Source organism: Pseudanabaena sp. lw0831 (genome assembly GCF_016584665.1).
Lineage (GTDB): Bacteria > Cyanobacteriota > Cyanobacteriia > Pseudanabaenales > Pseudanabaenaceae > Pseudanabaena.
The window spans coordinates 20463-35925 of sequence record NZ_BBJB01000081.1 but is presented as its reverse complement, the minus strand read 5'-3'; the positions used below and the strand labels follow the sequence as shown (position 1 = coordinate 35925).

At 41.4% G+C, this 15463-nt stretch carries 15 protein-coding genes; 7 read left to right on the top strand and 8 right to left on the bottom strand.

Annotated features, from left to right (window positions below):
* Positions 1-75 precede the first annotated feature (75 nt).
* The 7 genes from urtE to fmdA all read right to left on the bottom strand — a co-directional run bounded on the left by urtE (position 76) and on the right by fmdA (position 6963).
* Positions 76-774 (bottom strand): urea ABC transporter ATP-binding subunit UrtE, encoded by a 699-nt coding sequence (gene urtE, locus APA_RS17305; RefSeq protein WP_201323503.1) that lies wholly within the window; start codon positions 772-774, stop codon positions 76-78.
* Entirely contained in the window at positions 764-1561 is a 798-nt protein-coding gene (gene urtD / locus APA_RS17300; RefSeq protein ID WP_201323502.1) for an urea ABC transporter ATP-binding protein UrtD, read from the bottom strand. Before urtD ends, urtE begins: the two co-directional genes overlap by 11 nt.
* A 101-nt stretch (positions 1562-1662) precedes the next feature.
* Entirely contained in the window at positions 1663-2751 is a 1089-nt protein-coding gene (urtC, locus tag APA_RS17295; protein WP_201323501.1) for an urea ABC transporter permease subunit UrtC, read from the bottom strand.
* A 54-nt stretch (positions 2752-2805) separates the two neighbouring features.
* Positions 2806-3768, bottom strand: a complete 963-nt coding sequence (gene urtB / locus APA_RS17290; RefSeq protein ID WP_201323500.1) for an urea ABC transporter permease subunit UrtB — start codon at positions 3766-3768, stop codon at positions 2806-2808.
* Between the two features lie 201 nt (positions 3769-3969).
* The gene (locus APA_RS17285) at positions 3970-5373 is read right to left on the bottom strand and encodes an ABC transporter substrate-binding protein (protein WP_201323499.1); all 1404 of its coding nucleotides are present in this window, start codon (positions 5371-5373) and stop codon (positions 3970-3972) included.
* A gap of 114 nt (positions 5374-5487) precedes the next feature.
* Entirely contained in the window at positions 5488-5748 is a 261-nt protein-coding gene (locus APA_RS17280) for an FmdB family zinc ribbon protein (RefSeq protein WP_201323498.1), read from the bottom strand.
* A gap of 6 nt (positions 5749-5754) precedes the next feature.
* Entirely contained in the window at positions 5755-6963 is a 1209-nt protein-coding gene (fmdA, locus tag APA_RS17275; RefSeq protein ID WP_201323497.1) for a formamidase, read from the bottom strand.
* 338 nt (positions 6964-7301) lie between these two features.
* Here fmdA and APA_RS17270 point away from each other — a divergent pair, with 338 nt between their 5' ends.
* The 7 genes from APA_RS17270 (at position 7302) to ureC (ending at position 13199) form a co-directional block, all read left to right on the top strand.
* Positions 7302-8126: an urease accessory protein UreD gene (locus tag APA_RS17270; RefSeq protein ID WP_201323496.1), complete on the top strand. Its 825-nt coding sequence runs from the start codon at positions 7302-7304 to the stop codon at positions 8124-8126.
* Between the two features lie 68 nt (positions 8127-8194).
* The gene (gene ureA / locus APA_RS17265) at positions 8195-8497 is read left to right on the top strand and encodes an urease subunit gamma (protein ID WP_201323536.1); all 303 of its coding nucleotides are present in this window, start codon (positions 8195-8197) and stop codon (positions 8495-8497) included.
* Positions 8498-8517: 20 nt separating this feature from the next.
* Positions 8518-9162: a Uma2 family endonuclease gene (locus tag APA_RS17260; RefSeq protein ID WP_201323495.1), complete on the top strand. Its 645-nt coding sequence runs from the start codon at positions 8518-8520 to the stop codon at positions 9160-9162.
* Between the two features lie 59 nt (positions 9163-9221).
* A complete protein-coding gene (locus APA_RS17255) occupies positions 9222-9527 on the top strand; it encodes an urease subunit beta (RefSeq protein ID WP_201323494.1) in 306 nt (101 codons plus the stop codon).
* Positions 9528-9569: 42 nt separating this feature from the next.
* Positions 9570-10766 (top strand): AAA family ATPase, encoded by a 1197-nt coding sequence (locus tag APA_RS17250; protein WP_201323493.1) that lies wholly within the window; start codon positions 9570-9572, stop codon positions 10764-10766.
* 1 nt (position 10767) lies between these two features.
* Positions 10768-11487, top strand: coding sequence for a hypothetical protein (locus APA_RS17245; protein WP_201323492.1), 720 nt, complete (start codon positions 10768-10770; stop codon positions 11485-11487).
* Positions 11487-13199 (top strand): urease subunit alpha, encoded by a 1713-nt coding sequence (gene ureC, locus APA_RS17240; RefSeq protein ID WP_201323491.1) that lies wholly within the window; start codon positions 11487-11489, stop codon positions 13197-13199. Before APA_RS17245 ends, ureC begins: the two co-directional genes overlap by 1 nt.
* Positions 13200-13258: 59 nt before the next feature.
* On the opposite strand, the gene APA_RS17235 is transcribed toward ureC, so the two are convergent.
* Complete coding sequence (locus APA_RS17235) at positions 13259-15463, bottom strand: hypothetical protein (RefSeq protein ID WP_201323490.1); 2205 nt, start codon at positions 15461-15463, stop codon at positions 13259-13261.

The following is a 15463-nucleotide window of genomic DNA, read 5'->3' as shown; positions in this document are numbered from 1 at the left end:
TTGCGCTCAAATCAGAACCACAAGAAACTTTTTAAAAGTTTCTTGTGGTTCGTTTGATCGGAAATTGCTGTAACCTTAAATCGCAAGGTACTTATGAACTAAATCATCGCTTAAATCAGATGTTGCGCCATCTGCCACTACCGCACCCTTCTCCATGATGAAGAACTTTTGAGCTAGCTGACGGGCAAAATCCACCTTCTGTTCGACGACAATTAAGGTGATCCCCTTTTCACGGTTAATCCGTTTGAGAGTGTCCTCAATTTCCTGCACAATCGAAGGCTGAATTCCTTCTGTAGGTTCATCTAGGAGCATCATTTTCGGATTACTCATCAATCCGCGTGCGATCGCCAATTGTTGTTGCTGTCCTCCACTCAATAATCCACCTTGACGGCTGAGATGCTGTTTCAGCATCGGGAAAAACTCAAAAATCTCATCAGGGATTTTACGGTACTGCTTATGTCCAGCCGACATACCTAGTTTGAGATTATCCAAAACCGATAAATAAGGAATGATTTCTCGACCTTGGGGAATGTAAGAGATTCCATACCTTGCCCGTTTGTAAGTTGGAACCTTAGTAATTTCATCAGCATCAAAAACGATATTGCCCGAAAGAACCTTGTTCAAACCAATAACGCTACGAAGTAATGTCGTTTTTCCAACACCATTACGCCCTAACAAACAAGCAATATCACCTTGATTAATCGCCATATTCACTCCGAACAAAACAGGTGTTTGTCCATAGGAAACAGTAACATCAGTTAACTCAAGCAGCATCGATTTGTTCTCGTCCAAGATACACCTCAATTACTTTAGGATTAGATTGAACCTCGTTGACCGAACCTTCCGTCAATTTTTCGCCTTGGTGGAGTACCACAATTCGTTGCGCAATTTGTTTGACAAACTCCATATCATGTTCGATTACAACAACTGAATGATTCTGAGAAATTGTTTTGATAATTTCCCCTGTCAAATGGGTTTCGTCAGGAGTCATGCCAGCCGTTGGTTCATCTAATAAGACCAAGGTCGGATCTTGAGCAATTACCATGCCAATCTCTACCCACTGTTTCTGTCCATGAGACAGAGATGAGACTTTAGAATAGCCTTTTTCTAAAAGACCAACGCGATCGAGTACAGAAATAATCTTGTCTCTTTTACCAGCCGTAAGTTTAGACTTGATCGAAGCAAAAACACCATGGCTTCCTTTGAGCGCTAGTAAAATATTATCGAACACCGACAAATCGTTATAAACATTAGGATTTTGGAACTTACGACCAATCCCCATCCGCGCAACTTTGAAAGGACTTTGATTAGTTATATCTTTGCCATGATAGTAGACATGTCCTGAAGCTACAGGAGATTTGCCAACGATCGCATCAAGCAAAGTACTCTTGCCAGCTCCATTTGGCCCGATAATCGTAACGATCTCATTTTCGCCTACTTCTAGATCAACACCTTTTAAGGCTTTGAACCCAGAAAAGACTACCTTAAGATCTTTAACAGACAAAACAGATTCTCTACCATTAGCAACGTTGCTAGTCTCAACTTCCGAAATTGTTTCCATGAGTTATACCTTTTTTAAGATTAAGAAATGTGTGATTTTATTGAACTCTAGATTCCTAGAAGTTTTAATTATAAAAAGTTAACTTCGAGGAATTCGACAAATCATTCGGTTCTTTCCAATTGATTAGACTTTTTAGAAAGAAACTTCTTTGGCAATAGGCTCATCAGTCCATCAGGTAGAAACAAGACAACTAAGACCAAAATTACTCCAACAATTAACTGCCAATCTTGAGTAACTCGATCAACTGAATTTTGAATCTGTCCAAGTAAAATAGCAGCAATGATTGGACCAAAAAGTGTCCCTCTACCGCCTACAGCGACCCAAATTACGATCTGAGTACCAAAAGCAACACCCAGATAAACTGGTGAAATAAAGTTGTTTAGAGGAACAAACAAACCGCCCGCAATTCCAGCAATTCCAGCCGATAGTGTCCAAATAAAGATCTTGAAATTAGCAACGTCATAGCCGAGGTAGGAGATGCGTTGCTCATTTTCTTTGATAGAGCGCAGAATCAATCCAAAGTTAGATTGAGTTAGCCACCAACTTCCAGCCATCACTAATGCAGCAAAAGTGAGGATTATAAAATATATTCCCATTGGAGGAACGGTTGCACCAAATAGGATTAGTTTTGAAACATCAGTGATCCCATTAGTCCCTCCCGTATAAGCTTGTTGACTAACAAAGAAAGTAGTTAAAGCTGAAGAGATGGCAAGGGTGATAACTGTAATGTAAACACCGCTAACTTTAGAACGAAAAATGAAGGAGCCAATTAAATAGGCAAATCCAGCTGGTAATACTACCATTGCAATTACGGCAACTGGAAAATACTGCAATGGGGCAATAAACCAAGGTAATTCTTTCAAACCGTTCCAAACCATGAAGTCAGGAAGTGTGCCGCCATAGTTATTTGCGGTTGCAGACAAATTCAGCTTTAGATAATATGCCATCGCATACCCGCCCAAAGTAAAAAATACGCCATGGGCAAAGCTAAGAATGCCAGTGAATCCCCAAACCAGATCTAGAGAAACACCCAAAGTGCCAAACAAAAGCAACTTTGCCATCAGGTTGGTCTGGAATGTGCCAGCAACAAAAGGAAAAATTGCAAATATAGCCAACAGGACTAAACTAATAGCCAGCCATCGCTTCGGAACATAGTTAGCCTGTCTAATGCGACCTACTACTTCTGCCATAATAAAACCTCCACTAAATTCGCTCTTATTGACAAAAAGATCGATGTAAACATCTTAACTACGCTTCTGAACTGTAAATAGCCCTTCGGGACGGTAGCGAATCAAAACGATTACGGCTGCCAATACAATTACTCTTGCCGTTGGATCGTTGATTAGGTATGCGATCGCAGCATTCGATTCGCCAATCAAAACTGCACCTGCTAAAACGCCGATTAGCTTATCCACGCCGCCTGTAACAACAGTCATCCAAGCATCTACTAGATAATCTTGTCCCATTGGGGGCGCAACACTTTTTAGTGAAGAAATAACAGTACCTGCAACTCCTGCTAAGCCACATCCATAGGCAAAGGTAAGCATATCTACGAGACTAGTATTCACACCCAAGCACTTTGCCATGTCACGGTTTTGGGTGACTGCACGCACTTCTCTTCCGAGCTTTGTTCCGTAAAGTAGAAAAGCTGTTATTCCTAGAAGCAATAGTGCCATAAAGATGATAAACAAGCGGTAGTAAGATATCTCGATCGCTTGTCCGCCAATTTGAAACGGAGTCCAGTTTCCTCTGATGTAGGGCGGTGCTTTCACATACTTTAGTTGAGCCGTGAAAATAAGCTTAACAACGCCTTGAATCACAATACTTAGTCCCCAAGTCGCCAAAAGGGTCTCAACAGCTCGCCCATATAGCCGTCGAACGATGGTTAGTTCGACAATCGCGCCGATAAAGGCTGTAAATAAAAACGAAAATGGGATTGTCAATAACAAATCCATTTTGAAATTACTTTGCAATACAAACGAAGTATATGCGCCGAGCATGATAAATTCACCATGCGCTAGGTTAATTATTCGCATAACTCCGAACGTTATCGAAAGACCTAAACCTGTCAACAAAAGAATACCGATAATACCAACACCATTTAGAAGCTGATTGGTAATTGCGATCGGGTCGAATGACTTTGCTGCCGGAGTTGCCTGTGCTAAGTGTATTAACGAAGATAATGCATTAATTGGCAAGACGTTCATGGCTTTCTTAGTTCAATCATTCAGTGTTTGGTTAGTTCTGGCTTAAACCCACTTCCTACGATCTATAGCAAAACTGCTTATAGCTTTGTAAGAGTTGTGAGAGGCACACTTTGCGGGTGCGCCTCTCACAACTCTTTTTTGGATTGCTATAACTAGTTAGTGGGAGGTTGCTAAATACAATTTGACTAGATGGAAATCAATTTAAGATTCTTTCAGGTACTCAATTGGAAGATCCTTCTTCGTCTCAACATTGGAGTTGCTGCGATCGTCTGGAGTTTTGTGAACGCATGTGCGACCCTTGTACAAAGCTTGGCTCCAAGGAATCGGTTTCACGGCTGCCTTGGTCGCAAATACGATTTCAGCCTGACCATCTGCCTTCCATTTCCCAATTCTGGAATATAGATAGGTGTGGTAGTTGTCTGGATCAGACTTCACAGTTCCTTGAGGAGCCTTGAATACTTGACCTCTAGTTGCTTCACGTAGATTAGCAGTGTTAAATGGTTTCTTTTCCTTGGCGCATTTTTCCATCGCCTGAGCCATGAAGAATGTTTGCAGGTAAGCTGCCTCCATAACTCCGTTGGTAACGCGATCCTTACCAAATTTCGCTTTGAACTGCTCAACGAAGGCCTTGTTTTCAGGAGTTTCAACGGACTGGAAGTAGTTAAAGCTACTATAGTGACCTTCAGCAAACTCAGGTCCCATTGCTTGAATTTCTTCTTCTGTAGTCGGATATGCCATGATCGGAATATCCTTAGAAGTGATCCCAGCGTCCTTAAGTTGCTTGTAAAAAGCAGGAATACTGTCTCCAACTAGATTGCTGAGGATGAAGTTAGGCTTGGCTTGCTTGATCTTGTTGATGATGGTAATAAACTCAGTTGTACCGAGCGCAGCGTATTCGTCGCCAACAACTTCACCGCCCCCATTGACCAATTCTGCCTTCGCGATCCGATTGCTTTCTTTAGGATAGATGTAGTCAGAACCGATGAAGAAGCCTTTCTTACCAAAGTTTTTGATACAGTAAGGGATCGAGTCGGTGATCTGTTGGTTTGGCGCAGCGCCAGTGTAGAAGACATTCGAGCTACATTCATTTCCTTCATAGTAGACAGGATAGTAGAGTAGACTATCTTTTTCTTCAAAAACTGGAAGAACTGATTTGCGACTAGCTGATGTATAACAACCAAGAACGCATACAACCTTGTCTTCATCAATCAAACGCTTCGACATTTGGTTGTATAAATCCCAGTTGGAGTCAGGATTGACGACAACTTTTTCAATCATTTGACCATCAATGCCCTTCTTGCCAGCCCAAGGACCTGTACCTTCATTGATTTGGTCGATCGCAAGGAAAGTTGCATCCTGCAACGACTTTTCAACGATCGCGATCGTACCCGTAGTCGAATACATTACGCCAACTTTGATTCCTTTCTTGCCATCTGCGGCAGGAGAGGCTGCTGTAGTAGTTGTACCACCAGTTGTAGTTGGGGTGGTGGTTGTAGGGGTACAAGCTGCAACAATACTGCTAGCAGCAGCTAGAGAACCGTACTGGATAAATCTGCGACGGGTTATCCCATTCAAAGCATCATTCGATCGGTTGATCTTCTTCATTAGATGAAACACTCCTAAACTATTTTAAAACTCACACCAAGAGATATGTAATTTTGACATCAAGATGGATTCTCTTAACGAGTAAAGACAAGATGTCAATTCCTAATACCCAATCTAGTGTCCAACCATCCAAGGACGGCTTCCAGAATGATACTGAACTCTAGGAGTTTTAGGTTCCAGATCTCGCTTAACAAGCTCTGGCTCCGAACTCACTTTTTTCATTCGTACCGTCCTAGAAAGGGTCATTGGAGGGGAAAAGATGCGCTTACCGCGTTTATCGCATTCTGGACAATGGGCTGGGTCGCTAGACTCAGCCATCGGTCTCCATATCTCGAAAACGTCACAGTCTTCACATCGAAACTCATAAAGTGGCATATTTGATTAAACCGGAAGAATGTTTTTATCAAAAATTGCAGTTGGAATTGCCAGAGTACAGCAGGCATTTGGAATGTCCACAATACCACTAACTCTTCCTTCTACAGGCGCACAGCTTAGCAATAGATAAGCTTGCTCACCTGTGTATCCAAACTTCATGAGATAGGCGATTGCATTTAAGCAAGCTTGACGGTAGGCAATATGTACATCCATGAAATATTGCTTACCAGTAAACTCATCTACAGAAATGCCTTCAAATACCAAGAACTCTGAGTAATGCGGCTCTACGGGGCCTGGCTTGAAGATTGGATTCACCATAGCATACTTGTCTACGCCGCCTTTGATGATGTCTACATGGAGATCAAGGAATCCAGACATCTCAATTGCGCCGCAGAAAGAGATTTCACCATCGCCTTGAGAGAAGTGAATATCTCCCATTGAAAGCTTGCCACCTTCAACATATACAGGGAAATAAATGCGAGTTCCTCTTGACAGATTTTTAATATCGCAGTTACCGCCATGCTCACGAGGTGGGATGGTACGGGCAGCTTCCGCAGCAACACGCTCATATTCAGACTGAGGTAAAGTCCCTAGAACCGCATTATGCGGGTTTGGCAGAGCAGCCAATACAGGCACTCCATCCATATTGATACCCGCTCCGTAAGTGCGGCGATCTGGCTGAGTAGCCATTAGTTCAGCCTCACGCTTATTCCATTTAGCTAATAGCTCATGAGATGGCGCACAGCCGATCAAACCTGGGTGAGTAATTCCAGCAAACTTAACACCAGGAATATGACGCGAAGATGTGTAAATCCCTTGCAAATCCCAAATTGCTTTAGCAGGATTAGGATAGTGATCGGTTAAAAAGCCACCACCGTTCTTTTGATCGAAAATGCCTGTGAAGCCCCACTCATCGCCTTGAAGAGCGCCAATATCAACAATATCGACAACAAGGATATCACCAGGTTCTGCACCATTTACCCAAATCGGGCCGCTTAGTACATGAACAATCGATAGATCTACATCGCGAATGTCGTCAGCGCTGTCGTTATTCTTAATCTGACCATCTGTCCAATCTTTACATTCGATCCGAAAAGTATCGCCTGGATTGACAGAGGCTATAGCTGGGATATCTGGATGCCACCGATTATGACCAGGTAGTTCTTGCTCACTCATGGGCTTAGTGAGATCAACTTTAAACAGCGTCTTTGGCATAAAATCTTTACTAGCAACTGTAAAAGAATATAAAAGCAATAAGAAAGTTGATTACTACAGAAAATCATGTACATCAATAACGTACACAACTTAAAACTTGATTAAATTTCAACTTCTTAATCACATACTGCGTTACTTTTTCTTTGTGATCTGTCACGTCTTATACCAAATTAGATGCGATTTCTTTTACCTGAATTATTCATAGGCAAGAATAAAGTCAAAAGAAAAAGCAGTTAAAATCCTGCACAATGGTAGAGCTTTGTTACTAGGAATTGATATACTTTGTGCTTTCAATTCTTAGTAGTAAAGTAATAAATAAATTAATATCAGAGTATTCTATGAGTACAGCTTGGGCAGGAGAATTAGAATTAGAGTTTGCAAGGAAGAATTTAACAACTCAGCTGTCTCGAAGTTATACTGTTGCCCCTTGGAAAATTCAGCGATCGCTTTATCCAGAAGGCGAAGAAATTTGTCATTGTATCATTTTGCATACCGCAGGTGGTTTAGTTGGCGGCGATCGCTTATCTGCAAAAATCCATCTCCAACCTCATACTCAAGCGCTACTCACTACAGCGACCGCCAGTAAAATCTACCGCAGCAATGGCGAAGAATCACAGCAAAACATACATATTCGTATTGATGAAGGCGCGAGTTTAGAATGGTTTCCACAGGAAACGATCTCCTTTGCTGAATCGCAATATCGCCAAACCACAAGAATTGAACTTGGACTAGATGCAACTTGTACCATGTGGGAAATCGTGAGGTTTGGTCGTACTGCGAGGGGTGAAAAATTTATTGATGGCAATTGGCGATCTCATACAGAGGTTTGGCGAGATGAGATGCCTCTATGGATTGATCGACAGCATTTAAGTGGTCAGATCGAAATATTACAAAGTCCTAATGGTATGAATGGATATGCGATCGCTGCTAGTTTTATTTTTGTTGGTGCAACCGTTGATACAGAACTAGTTACCAATATTCGGGCTACATGGGAGAAGGGAAACTATCAGGGGCTGTCGGGAGTAACGCGATCGCTTGCAGGTTTAGTCTGTCGATATTGTGGTGACTCTTCGAGTGATGCGCGTAAATGGTTTCAGGAAATTTGGCAGCTTTTGCGTGTATTCTATAAAAATAGACCGATATGTGTACCGCGAGTTTGGTAAGAGTGTTTAGAGGGGCTTCGCACCAATAAACACACAAGTAAATGTATACCGCGAATTTGGGAACTTCTATGCAGCTTACGCCTCAAGAAAAAGATAAATTGTTGATTTTTACGGCGGCTCTTCTAGCCGAGCGGCGTAAAGCCAAGGGTTTAAAATTAAATTATCCCGAAGCGATCGCATTTATTACGTCCGAGATTATGGAAGGAGCAAGAGAAGGGCGGAATGTCGCTGAGTTAATGTCTTACGGCGCGACTTTGCTCACTCGCGACGATGTGATGGAAGGTATCTCGGAAATGATCCATGATGTGCAAGTAGAAGCGACTTTTCCTGATGGAACCAAGCTTGTTACCGTTCATCAACCAATTCGCTAATTTAGCTATGGAGGTTTGAGATGATTGCGATCGCTGAAACAAAAAACAAACAAAAATTGGTGGATGGGAAGCCTAAACTCACCTTTGACCAATTTTTAGAAGTTTATCCAGAACATGGACACTTTGAATTGATTGATGGCGAGATAGTTGAGATTTGTGAAATAGCATTTACACGCAACCATGATGATGTTGGCGAATATATTGATAGGCGTTTTTACAAAGAGGTGGAACGCTTGTCGCTTAACTATGCAATCAAAAGATCAATTCCCATCAGGACTATTGATCAAGAAGGAAATGAACGCCGACATATACCTGATTTAAGTGTAATTGATGCAACTGTTTGGCGCTCTAATCGTCCTGACTACAGAGGTTTACGCGAAAAAATTCAGTTAGCTGTTGAAGTTGTTTCTAGTAATTGGGAGGATGATTATATTGACAAATTTGAGGAATACGAACGCATGGGTATTCCTGAATATTGGATTGTTGATTATCTTGCAACTGGCAGTCGTGAGTTTCTTGGCAATCCTAAAATCCCCACTGTATTTGTAAATTTACTAAATGAAAATGGCAAATATCAAACCTCTAAATTTACAGGAGATGACAAAATCATTTCTCGAGCTTTTCCAGAATTAGACCTAACTGCTGCTGAGATTCTAAACATCTAATGTCATTGCATGGCGCTTCGCGCCGTACAATGACGCTTTTTAATAATGGAGAGAAAATAATGATCCCTGGTGAAATAATTGCTCAAGATGGAGATATCGAACTGAATGCTGGACGCGAAAGTATTACCTTGAAAGTTGGTAATTCAGGAGATCGCCCAATCCAAGTTGGTTCCCATTATCATTTTTATGAGACTAATCGCGCTTTGATATTTGATCGCGATCGCGCTAAAGGTACACATCTCGATATTCCTGCGGGAACTTCCATCCGCTTTGAGCCTGGGGATGAGAAAGAAGTAAATCTGGTTCCCTATGTGGGTACTCGCGAGATTTATGGATTTAATGCTTTAGTCGAAGGCAAGATCTAATCTATACTAAACTAAGTCAAAATACCTTACAATTTAACAACAATGGCTCCTATTCTCGAAAGCGCCCATATTAAAAACTTTAAAAGCTTAGGTGATATTAATCTAAGTTTTAGTAATTTAACCATAATTGCGGGAGCTAACTCTAGCGGTAAGTCTTGCTGCTTAGAATCGTTGAATTTGTTAAAGATTTTAATAAAAGCTGGTAAAACGCCTCCCTCTCGACAATTAGAAGATGATATCAGGATAGGAGAAGAAACTTCTGGTGTTACCTTACAAGTATCCATGAAGGACAGTAAAAAAAAGGATAGTAAGAAGATTGATTATTCCATAAATCTGTCAGCACAAGATAATATCGAGGGGAATTCAATTGTCTTATCTGAAAATCTCAAAGTAGGTAGAACCAAAGTCATTGCTATATCTAAAGGTAAAGGTTTAGTTCGTGATGAAATTAATAACAATAATAAAGATCAACTTTATCGTTCTACGCCTGATACTGTAGCTCTTTCATCTACTGGAAATTTTGGAGATAAACCAATTACTCTAAAGGTATCAGATTTTATAAAGCGTTGGGAATTTTATGATTTAGATCCTGACCTTATTAGAGGCTTTGCAGCTATGTCTTCCAGATATGAAGGCAGTACTGAGACCCTAACAAGTCTTGGAAACGAAGGACATCAACTTCAAAGTTTGCTACAACAATGGGCATTAGAAGATAATAATCAGACATTTCAGAAAGTTACTGATGAAGTTCGCAGATGTTTAAATGTAGAACTAATTATTGCAGATCATAAAGGGAAACGAGTTGTCAAGGTAAAGGAAAATAATGTTTTGGAGATCCCTTTTGAAAATCTGTCTGATGGAACTGTAAGGATGATTGGATATTGTTCATTGTTATATTCCGAAGATATACCTACTCTTATTGGAATTGAAGAACCTGAACGTAATTTACATCCTAAAATCCTCATAGATCTTGCTTCTATACTGAAAAGGCTATCTCAAAAGACCCAAGTAATCATCACGACTCACAGTTCTCAACTACTTGACTGCTTTACCATGAAGGATATAGCAAGTGATGTTTCAATTATTCTATTCAAGAAGAATCCTGAGTCTGGCACTGAGGCACTTGGTTTAGATACATTAAACAAAAAAAATGATGGACTTCAAGATTGGATGCAAGATTTTGGTATTGGTAGTGCTGTATATCACAGTAATCTTATTCAAGAGGTGTTAGAAAACTGATATGCGAAAAATTCGTATCTGGACTCCTGAATCTGACACGGACAGCCGCACAGTAGAATGTCTTGCCCACAAAATAATTAACTTTTGCGGAGCAGATATTGCGATTCTAACATCAAGTAAAAGTGCTTATAACCAAGCAGCAAGTAAACCCGATGGGTTAGAAAAGGCAGTGAATATTTATTTGAAGCAGGATGATTTTGTGGTTTTTCTACTGGACTTTGATGGTATACAAAGTCACGCCGAAAGAATAAAGCAACCTAATTCTCACATCAATAAAATTACTGAGGTTACTAATAAACTACCAGACAAAACGAAACTGTTGTATATGTGTCAGGAACTTGAAGCATGGTTATTGATTGATTGTCTGGGAATCTGTTGTTATTTCAAACAAGATAAAAATGAAATTATTAGACAGGATAATGAATGGATAAAATTTGCTAACAAATATCAGAAGGGTGAAACTGATTCCATCGTTGAAGTTGAACAAGGAGGAAAGAATGCTAAAGAATACCTCGTAAAGTTTTCTCGCAAAATCATTGAAAAAATCAATCCGAAGCTTAAGCCAAAGGATATAGATAAAAAAGAGTATGTAGAAAATATTGCTAATCTTGTAGCTGAGTTTATTCACATAAATCAGGCAACACTTAAGCGAAATAATTCGTTGAATGAATTTGCTACTCTACTTAGTACAATTTCTCCAATAAATAATGAGGAAACCTGATGAGTTATAGAATGTCTCGCCGTGCCTATGCGGAAACCTATGGACCTACTGTTGGCGACAAAGTCCGTTTAGCCGATACAGAATTATTTATTGAAGTGGAACGCGACTATACTACCTATGGTGATGAAGTCAAATTTGGTGGTGGCAAAGTAATTCGCGATGGCATGGGACAATCACCTATTACTAATGCAAATGGCGCTGTGGATGTTGCGATTACTAACACTTTGATTCTTGATTGGTGGGGCGTGGTTAAAGCCGATGTGGGTATTAAAGACGGCAAAATTGTGGCGATCGGTAAGGCGGGAAATCCTTACATTCAAGATAATGTAAATATCATTATCGGTGCGGGAACAGAAATCATTGCAGGAGAAGGTCGCATTCTTACCGCAGGCGGCATTGATACGCATATTCATTTTATTTGTCCGCAGCAAATCGAAGTAGCGATCGCATCTGGCATCACGACTATGATCGGTGGTGGTACTGGGCCAGCCGTTGGTTCTAATGCTACGACTTGTACTCCAGGCCCATGGAATATGTATCGCATGTTGCAAGCCGCCGATGCTTTTCCGATGAACTTAGGTTTTTTGGGCAAAGGTAATAGTGGTAAGCCTGAAGGATTAGTCGAACAAGTAGAAGCTGGGGCGATCGGGTTGAAGCTTCATGAAGACTGGGGAACGACACCAGCGACAATTGATACTTGCTTGGGTGTCGCCGATGAATACGATGTGCAGGTTGCCATTCATACGGACACGCTCAACGAAGCAGGATTTGTGGAAGACACGATCGCTGCATTCAAGAATCGCGTCATCCATACCTATCATACTGAAGGTGCTGGCGGCGGTCATGCTCCTGATATCATCAAAATCTGCGGTGAAGCAAATGTACTTCCCTCATCCACAAATCCCACTCGTCCCTATACCTTAAATACTCTAGATGAACATCTCGATATGCTGATGGTCTGTCACCATCTAGATCCGAGTATTCCTGAAGATATTGCTTTTGCTGAGTCCCGTATCCGTCGCGAGACGATCGCAGCCGAAGATATTCTCCATGATCTTGGTGCGTTTAGCATGATTTCCTCAGACTCTCAAGCAATGGGTAGAGTCGGTGAAGTGATCATCAGAACTTGGCAAACTGCTCATAAAATGAAGGTGCAGCGTGGCGTTCTTACCAGTAGCACAGATCATAGAGCCGACAATTTTCGAGCTCAAAGATATATCGCTAAATACACGATTAATCCTGCAATTACTCACGGTATTTCCGAATATGTCGGTTCCATTGAAGTTGGCAAAATTGCCGATTTAGTGCTTTGGCATCCTGCATTTTTTGGAGTCAAACCTGAAATGGTGCTCAAAGGTGGTTTCATTGCATGGGCACAGATGGGCGACGCGAATGCGAGTATCCCTACGCCACAGCCTGTTTATATGCGTCCGATGTTTGGAAGCTATGGTGGCGCGATCGCAAAAACATCTTTCACTTTCCTATCGCAAATTGCGATCGAACGTGGCATTCCTAGCCAGTTGAGATTAAATAAACAGGTGCTTGCAGTTAAAGGGACAAGAAATATCAGTAAGCTCGATATGAAACTGAATGATGCTTTGCCGCATATGGAAGTTGATTCTGAGACTTATGAAGTAAGGGCTGATGGTGAGTTGTTAACCTGTGAACCAGCTTCAGTATTGCCAATGGCTCAGCGATATTTCTTGTTTTAAATAGGACTAGAAAACCAAAAGAGAGTTGCGGCACGAAGCGCCGCAACTCTCTTTTGGTTTTAACGGAAGTTCCACACTTCGTAACGTCCATTACGAAGTGTGAGAATTTGTCCGTCAATACTGCTTGGCAATACATCGATCCAGACTCTACCACCGCTCATATCACTAAATAGGAGAGAGCCGTCGCTAGAAAAAGCGATCGCTAAAGGATAATGACGATCGCCTAAATCAACTTTTTCGCGATCGAGCAATAGTAAATATTCAGGCTTCCCAGTACCATCGAGACTTACCGAGGACAGAGTCCATTGCTGCTGCACTAGTACACCAAACTCCTCGATGCTGAGCGAAACTTCACCATTGCGTTGCAACTCGCGATACATGGTACGAACTATGCGTTCAATCGTTATTGATGAGAGAGTTTGCCATTCGATAGGAGTTCCATTAGGTGGGTTAAACGCACCACCGCTGGTGACGAGAGGTGGAAGAATACTTTTATTTAGCAAAGGGGCAAGCGCAACCTCACCTGACGCAAGAATTCTGAGACTGCCATTATCACTAACCCAGAGAGAATGGGCAGTTAAAGTTGCCGTTTGCGATTTGCCATTGGGTTCGTATAGGACTACTCCCAGACTGCTATTGAGAGAAAGCCCTAAAATCCTCCATAATAAAATTGATGAGCGATCGCTAAGTTCGCTAAATGGAGCATTACTCCACTTATCACCGTCTTTAATCAAATTGATACTAACTTCATACCAACCTTGACCTGATTCGAGCTTTGGTGGCGGCAAAAACCATTCAGTACCAGCATCTCCTTTGCCAATATAGGTAACTGTTCCGATTAATTGTCTTGGATCGAGGGTAACTGGCGCAAGATCGAGACGTTGCAATAATTGATTGGATTCTTTAGGATCGACCTTCTGCTCCCGCAACCAATGCTCGGCACGGCGTAACCCATTACGTTGTAGAACAACCAGCCCACCCCATAGCTTAATTTCCTTGGCTCCAGTAAAAGTCAACATAGTCATCACCCGCTGCCAAATGTGGGGATGATATTTCGCTAACATTTCGGCAATCTTATCGCCCTTATAAGCGGAATCATTGGCGATTGCCAAAGCCTCATTCCATCTTCCATCAATAATATTAATTAGTGCTTTTTCTCCTAAACTAGAATTAGGATTCTGGGCTTGGTCTGAGGTGATTTTGGCGTGCAATGTAATCAAGTCATATTGTTCTTGCAAAAATGGCGAGAGTTGTTTCCCTTTAGATCTCAACTCATCCACCATCAGATTAAATTTGCCCAATGCAGGTGACCATAGACCAACACTTGCCATTACTAATGCGTCTTGATAAGCCTTGGGTTGCCCCTTCGCTTCATTTAATGTTACCTGTCGCAATTGCACTTTGCGCATGGAACGAACGATCGCTTCTTCAGGTTGAAAAATTAGTAAGGAAGGATCATATGCTTGAGTTTGATTAACTACCAATTGCACAGAACTAGAATTACTTGATAAAGCATTACGCCATATAGGAAGCTCTCCTACAGGACTAGTCCATGCATCTAGTTCTACTAATTGCGATCGCTTATCATTGGAAAAGTAATAAATTTGTCCATAGGCAATGCCATCGACATTACCCGTTGTGCTAAACCAAACCCCATCGTATTGAGAGGGAGGATTTTTTAATAGTGATAATTTTTTGAGTGGAAGTCGATTGCGATCTGGTCGCATTCGCTCAGGAATAGCTTCAGTAGCATACTTAAACTTTGGCGATCGCACAAAATATTCGTCAATTCCTGAAACCGTGGTTGTGCTGACTAACAGGTATTTCTCGACACCGCGATCCCAAATGGTCTGATAGAAGCGAATTTCACGAATATTCTGGGTTTCTGTTTCCAAAACCGTATAAATGGTTTCACCCGTTTTGAGATTGTAACTTTCGCCTAGCTTCAGGTAGCTACGCCCTAACTCAGCTTGGATTTGAGGGATGCTTTTGGGAATATTCCATAAGGAATTAGAGTAAAAAGCAGGGGCATCAGAAGACGCTAGCCAACTGATCGCCAAGGGATTGGCTAAATAAATTAGCCCCAGTCCCACCAATCCCCCTACTAATGGAATACTTACAACTACAAAAAAGTTTGACCATGTAAAGCAATCGCGGTGATCGATTTCTGGAGACTCTAACACAGTAGTATTAACGCCTTGCAACTCACGATCTGCCTTAACAAGATCGCCAAAAGGTTTTGAGGATTCAGGTAAAGATTTCAT

Bases quoted from the DNA above. Each gene is read 5' to 3' on its own strand.
- urtE (WP_201323503.1), bottom strand. From the start codon at position 774: ATGCTGCTTGAGTTAACTGATGTTACTGTTTCCTATGGACAAACACCT.
- urtD (WP_201323502.1), bottom strand. From the start codon at position 1,561: ATGGAAACAATTTCGGAAGTTGAGACTAGCAACGTTGCTAATGGTAGA.
- urtC (WP_201323501.1), bottom strand. From the start codon at position 2,751: ATGGCAGAAGTAGTAGGTCGCATTAGACAGGCTAACTATGTTCCGAAG.
- urtB (WP_201323500.1), bottom strand. From the start codon at position 3,768: ATGAACGTCTTGCCAATTAATGCATTATCTTCGTTAATACACTTAGCA.
- APA_RS17285 (WP_201323499.1), bottom strand. From the start codon at position 5,373: ATGAAGAAGATCAACCGATCGAATGATGCTTTGAATGGGATAACCCGT.
- APA_RS17280 (WP_201323498.1), bottom strand. From the start codon at position 5,748: ATGCCACTTTATGAGTTTCGATGTGAAGACTGTGACGTTTTCGAGATA.
- fmdA (WP_201323497.1), bottom strand. From the start codon at position 6,963: ATGCCAAAGACGCTGTTTAAAGTTGATCTCACTAAGCCCATGAGTGAG.
- APA_RS17270 (WP_201323496.1), top strand. From the start codon at position 7,302: ATGAGTACAGCTTGGGCAGGAGAATTAGAATTAGAGTTTGCAAGGAAG.
- ureA (WP_201323536.1), top strand. From the start codon at position 8,195: ATGCAGCTTACGCCTCAAGAAAAAGATAAATTGTTGATTTTTACGGCG.
- APA_RS17260 (WP_201323495.1), top strand. From the start codon at position 8,518: ATGATTGCGATCGCTGAAACAAAAAACAAACAAAAATTGGTGGATGGG.
- APA_RS17255 (WP_201323494.1), top strand. From the start codon at position 9,222: ATGATCCCTGGTGAAATAATTGCTCAAGATGGAGATATCGAACTGAAT.
- APA_RS17250 (WP_201323493.1), top strand. From the start codon at position 9,570: ATGGCTCCTATTCTCGAAAGCGCCCATATTAAAAACTTTAAAAGCTTA.
- APA_RS17245 (WP_201323492.1), top strand. From the start codon at position 10,768: ATGCGAAAAATTCGTATCTGGACTCCTGAATCTGACACGGACAGCCGC.
- ureC (WP_201323491.1), top strand. From the start codon at position 11,487: ATGAGTTATAGAATGTCTCGCCGTGCCTATGCGGAAACCTATGGACCT.
- APA_RS17235 (WP_201323490.1), bottom strand. From the start codon at position 15,463: ATGAAATCTTTACCTGAATCCTCAAAACCTTTTGGCGATCTTGTTAAG.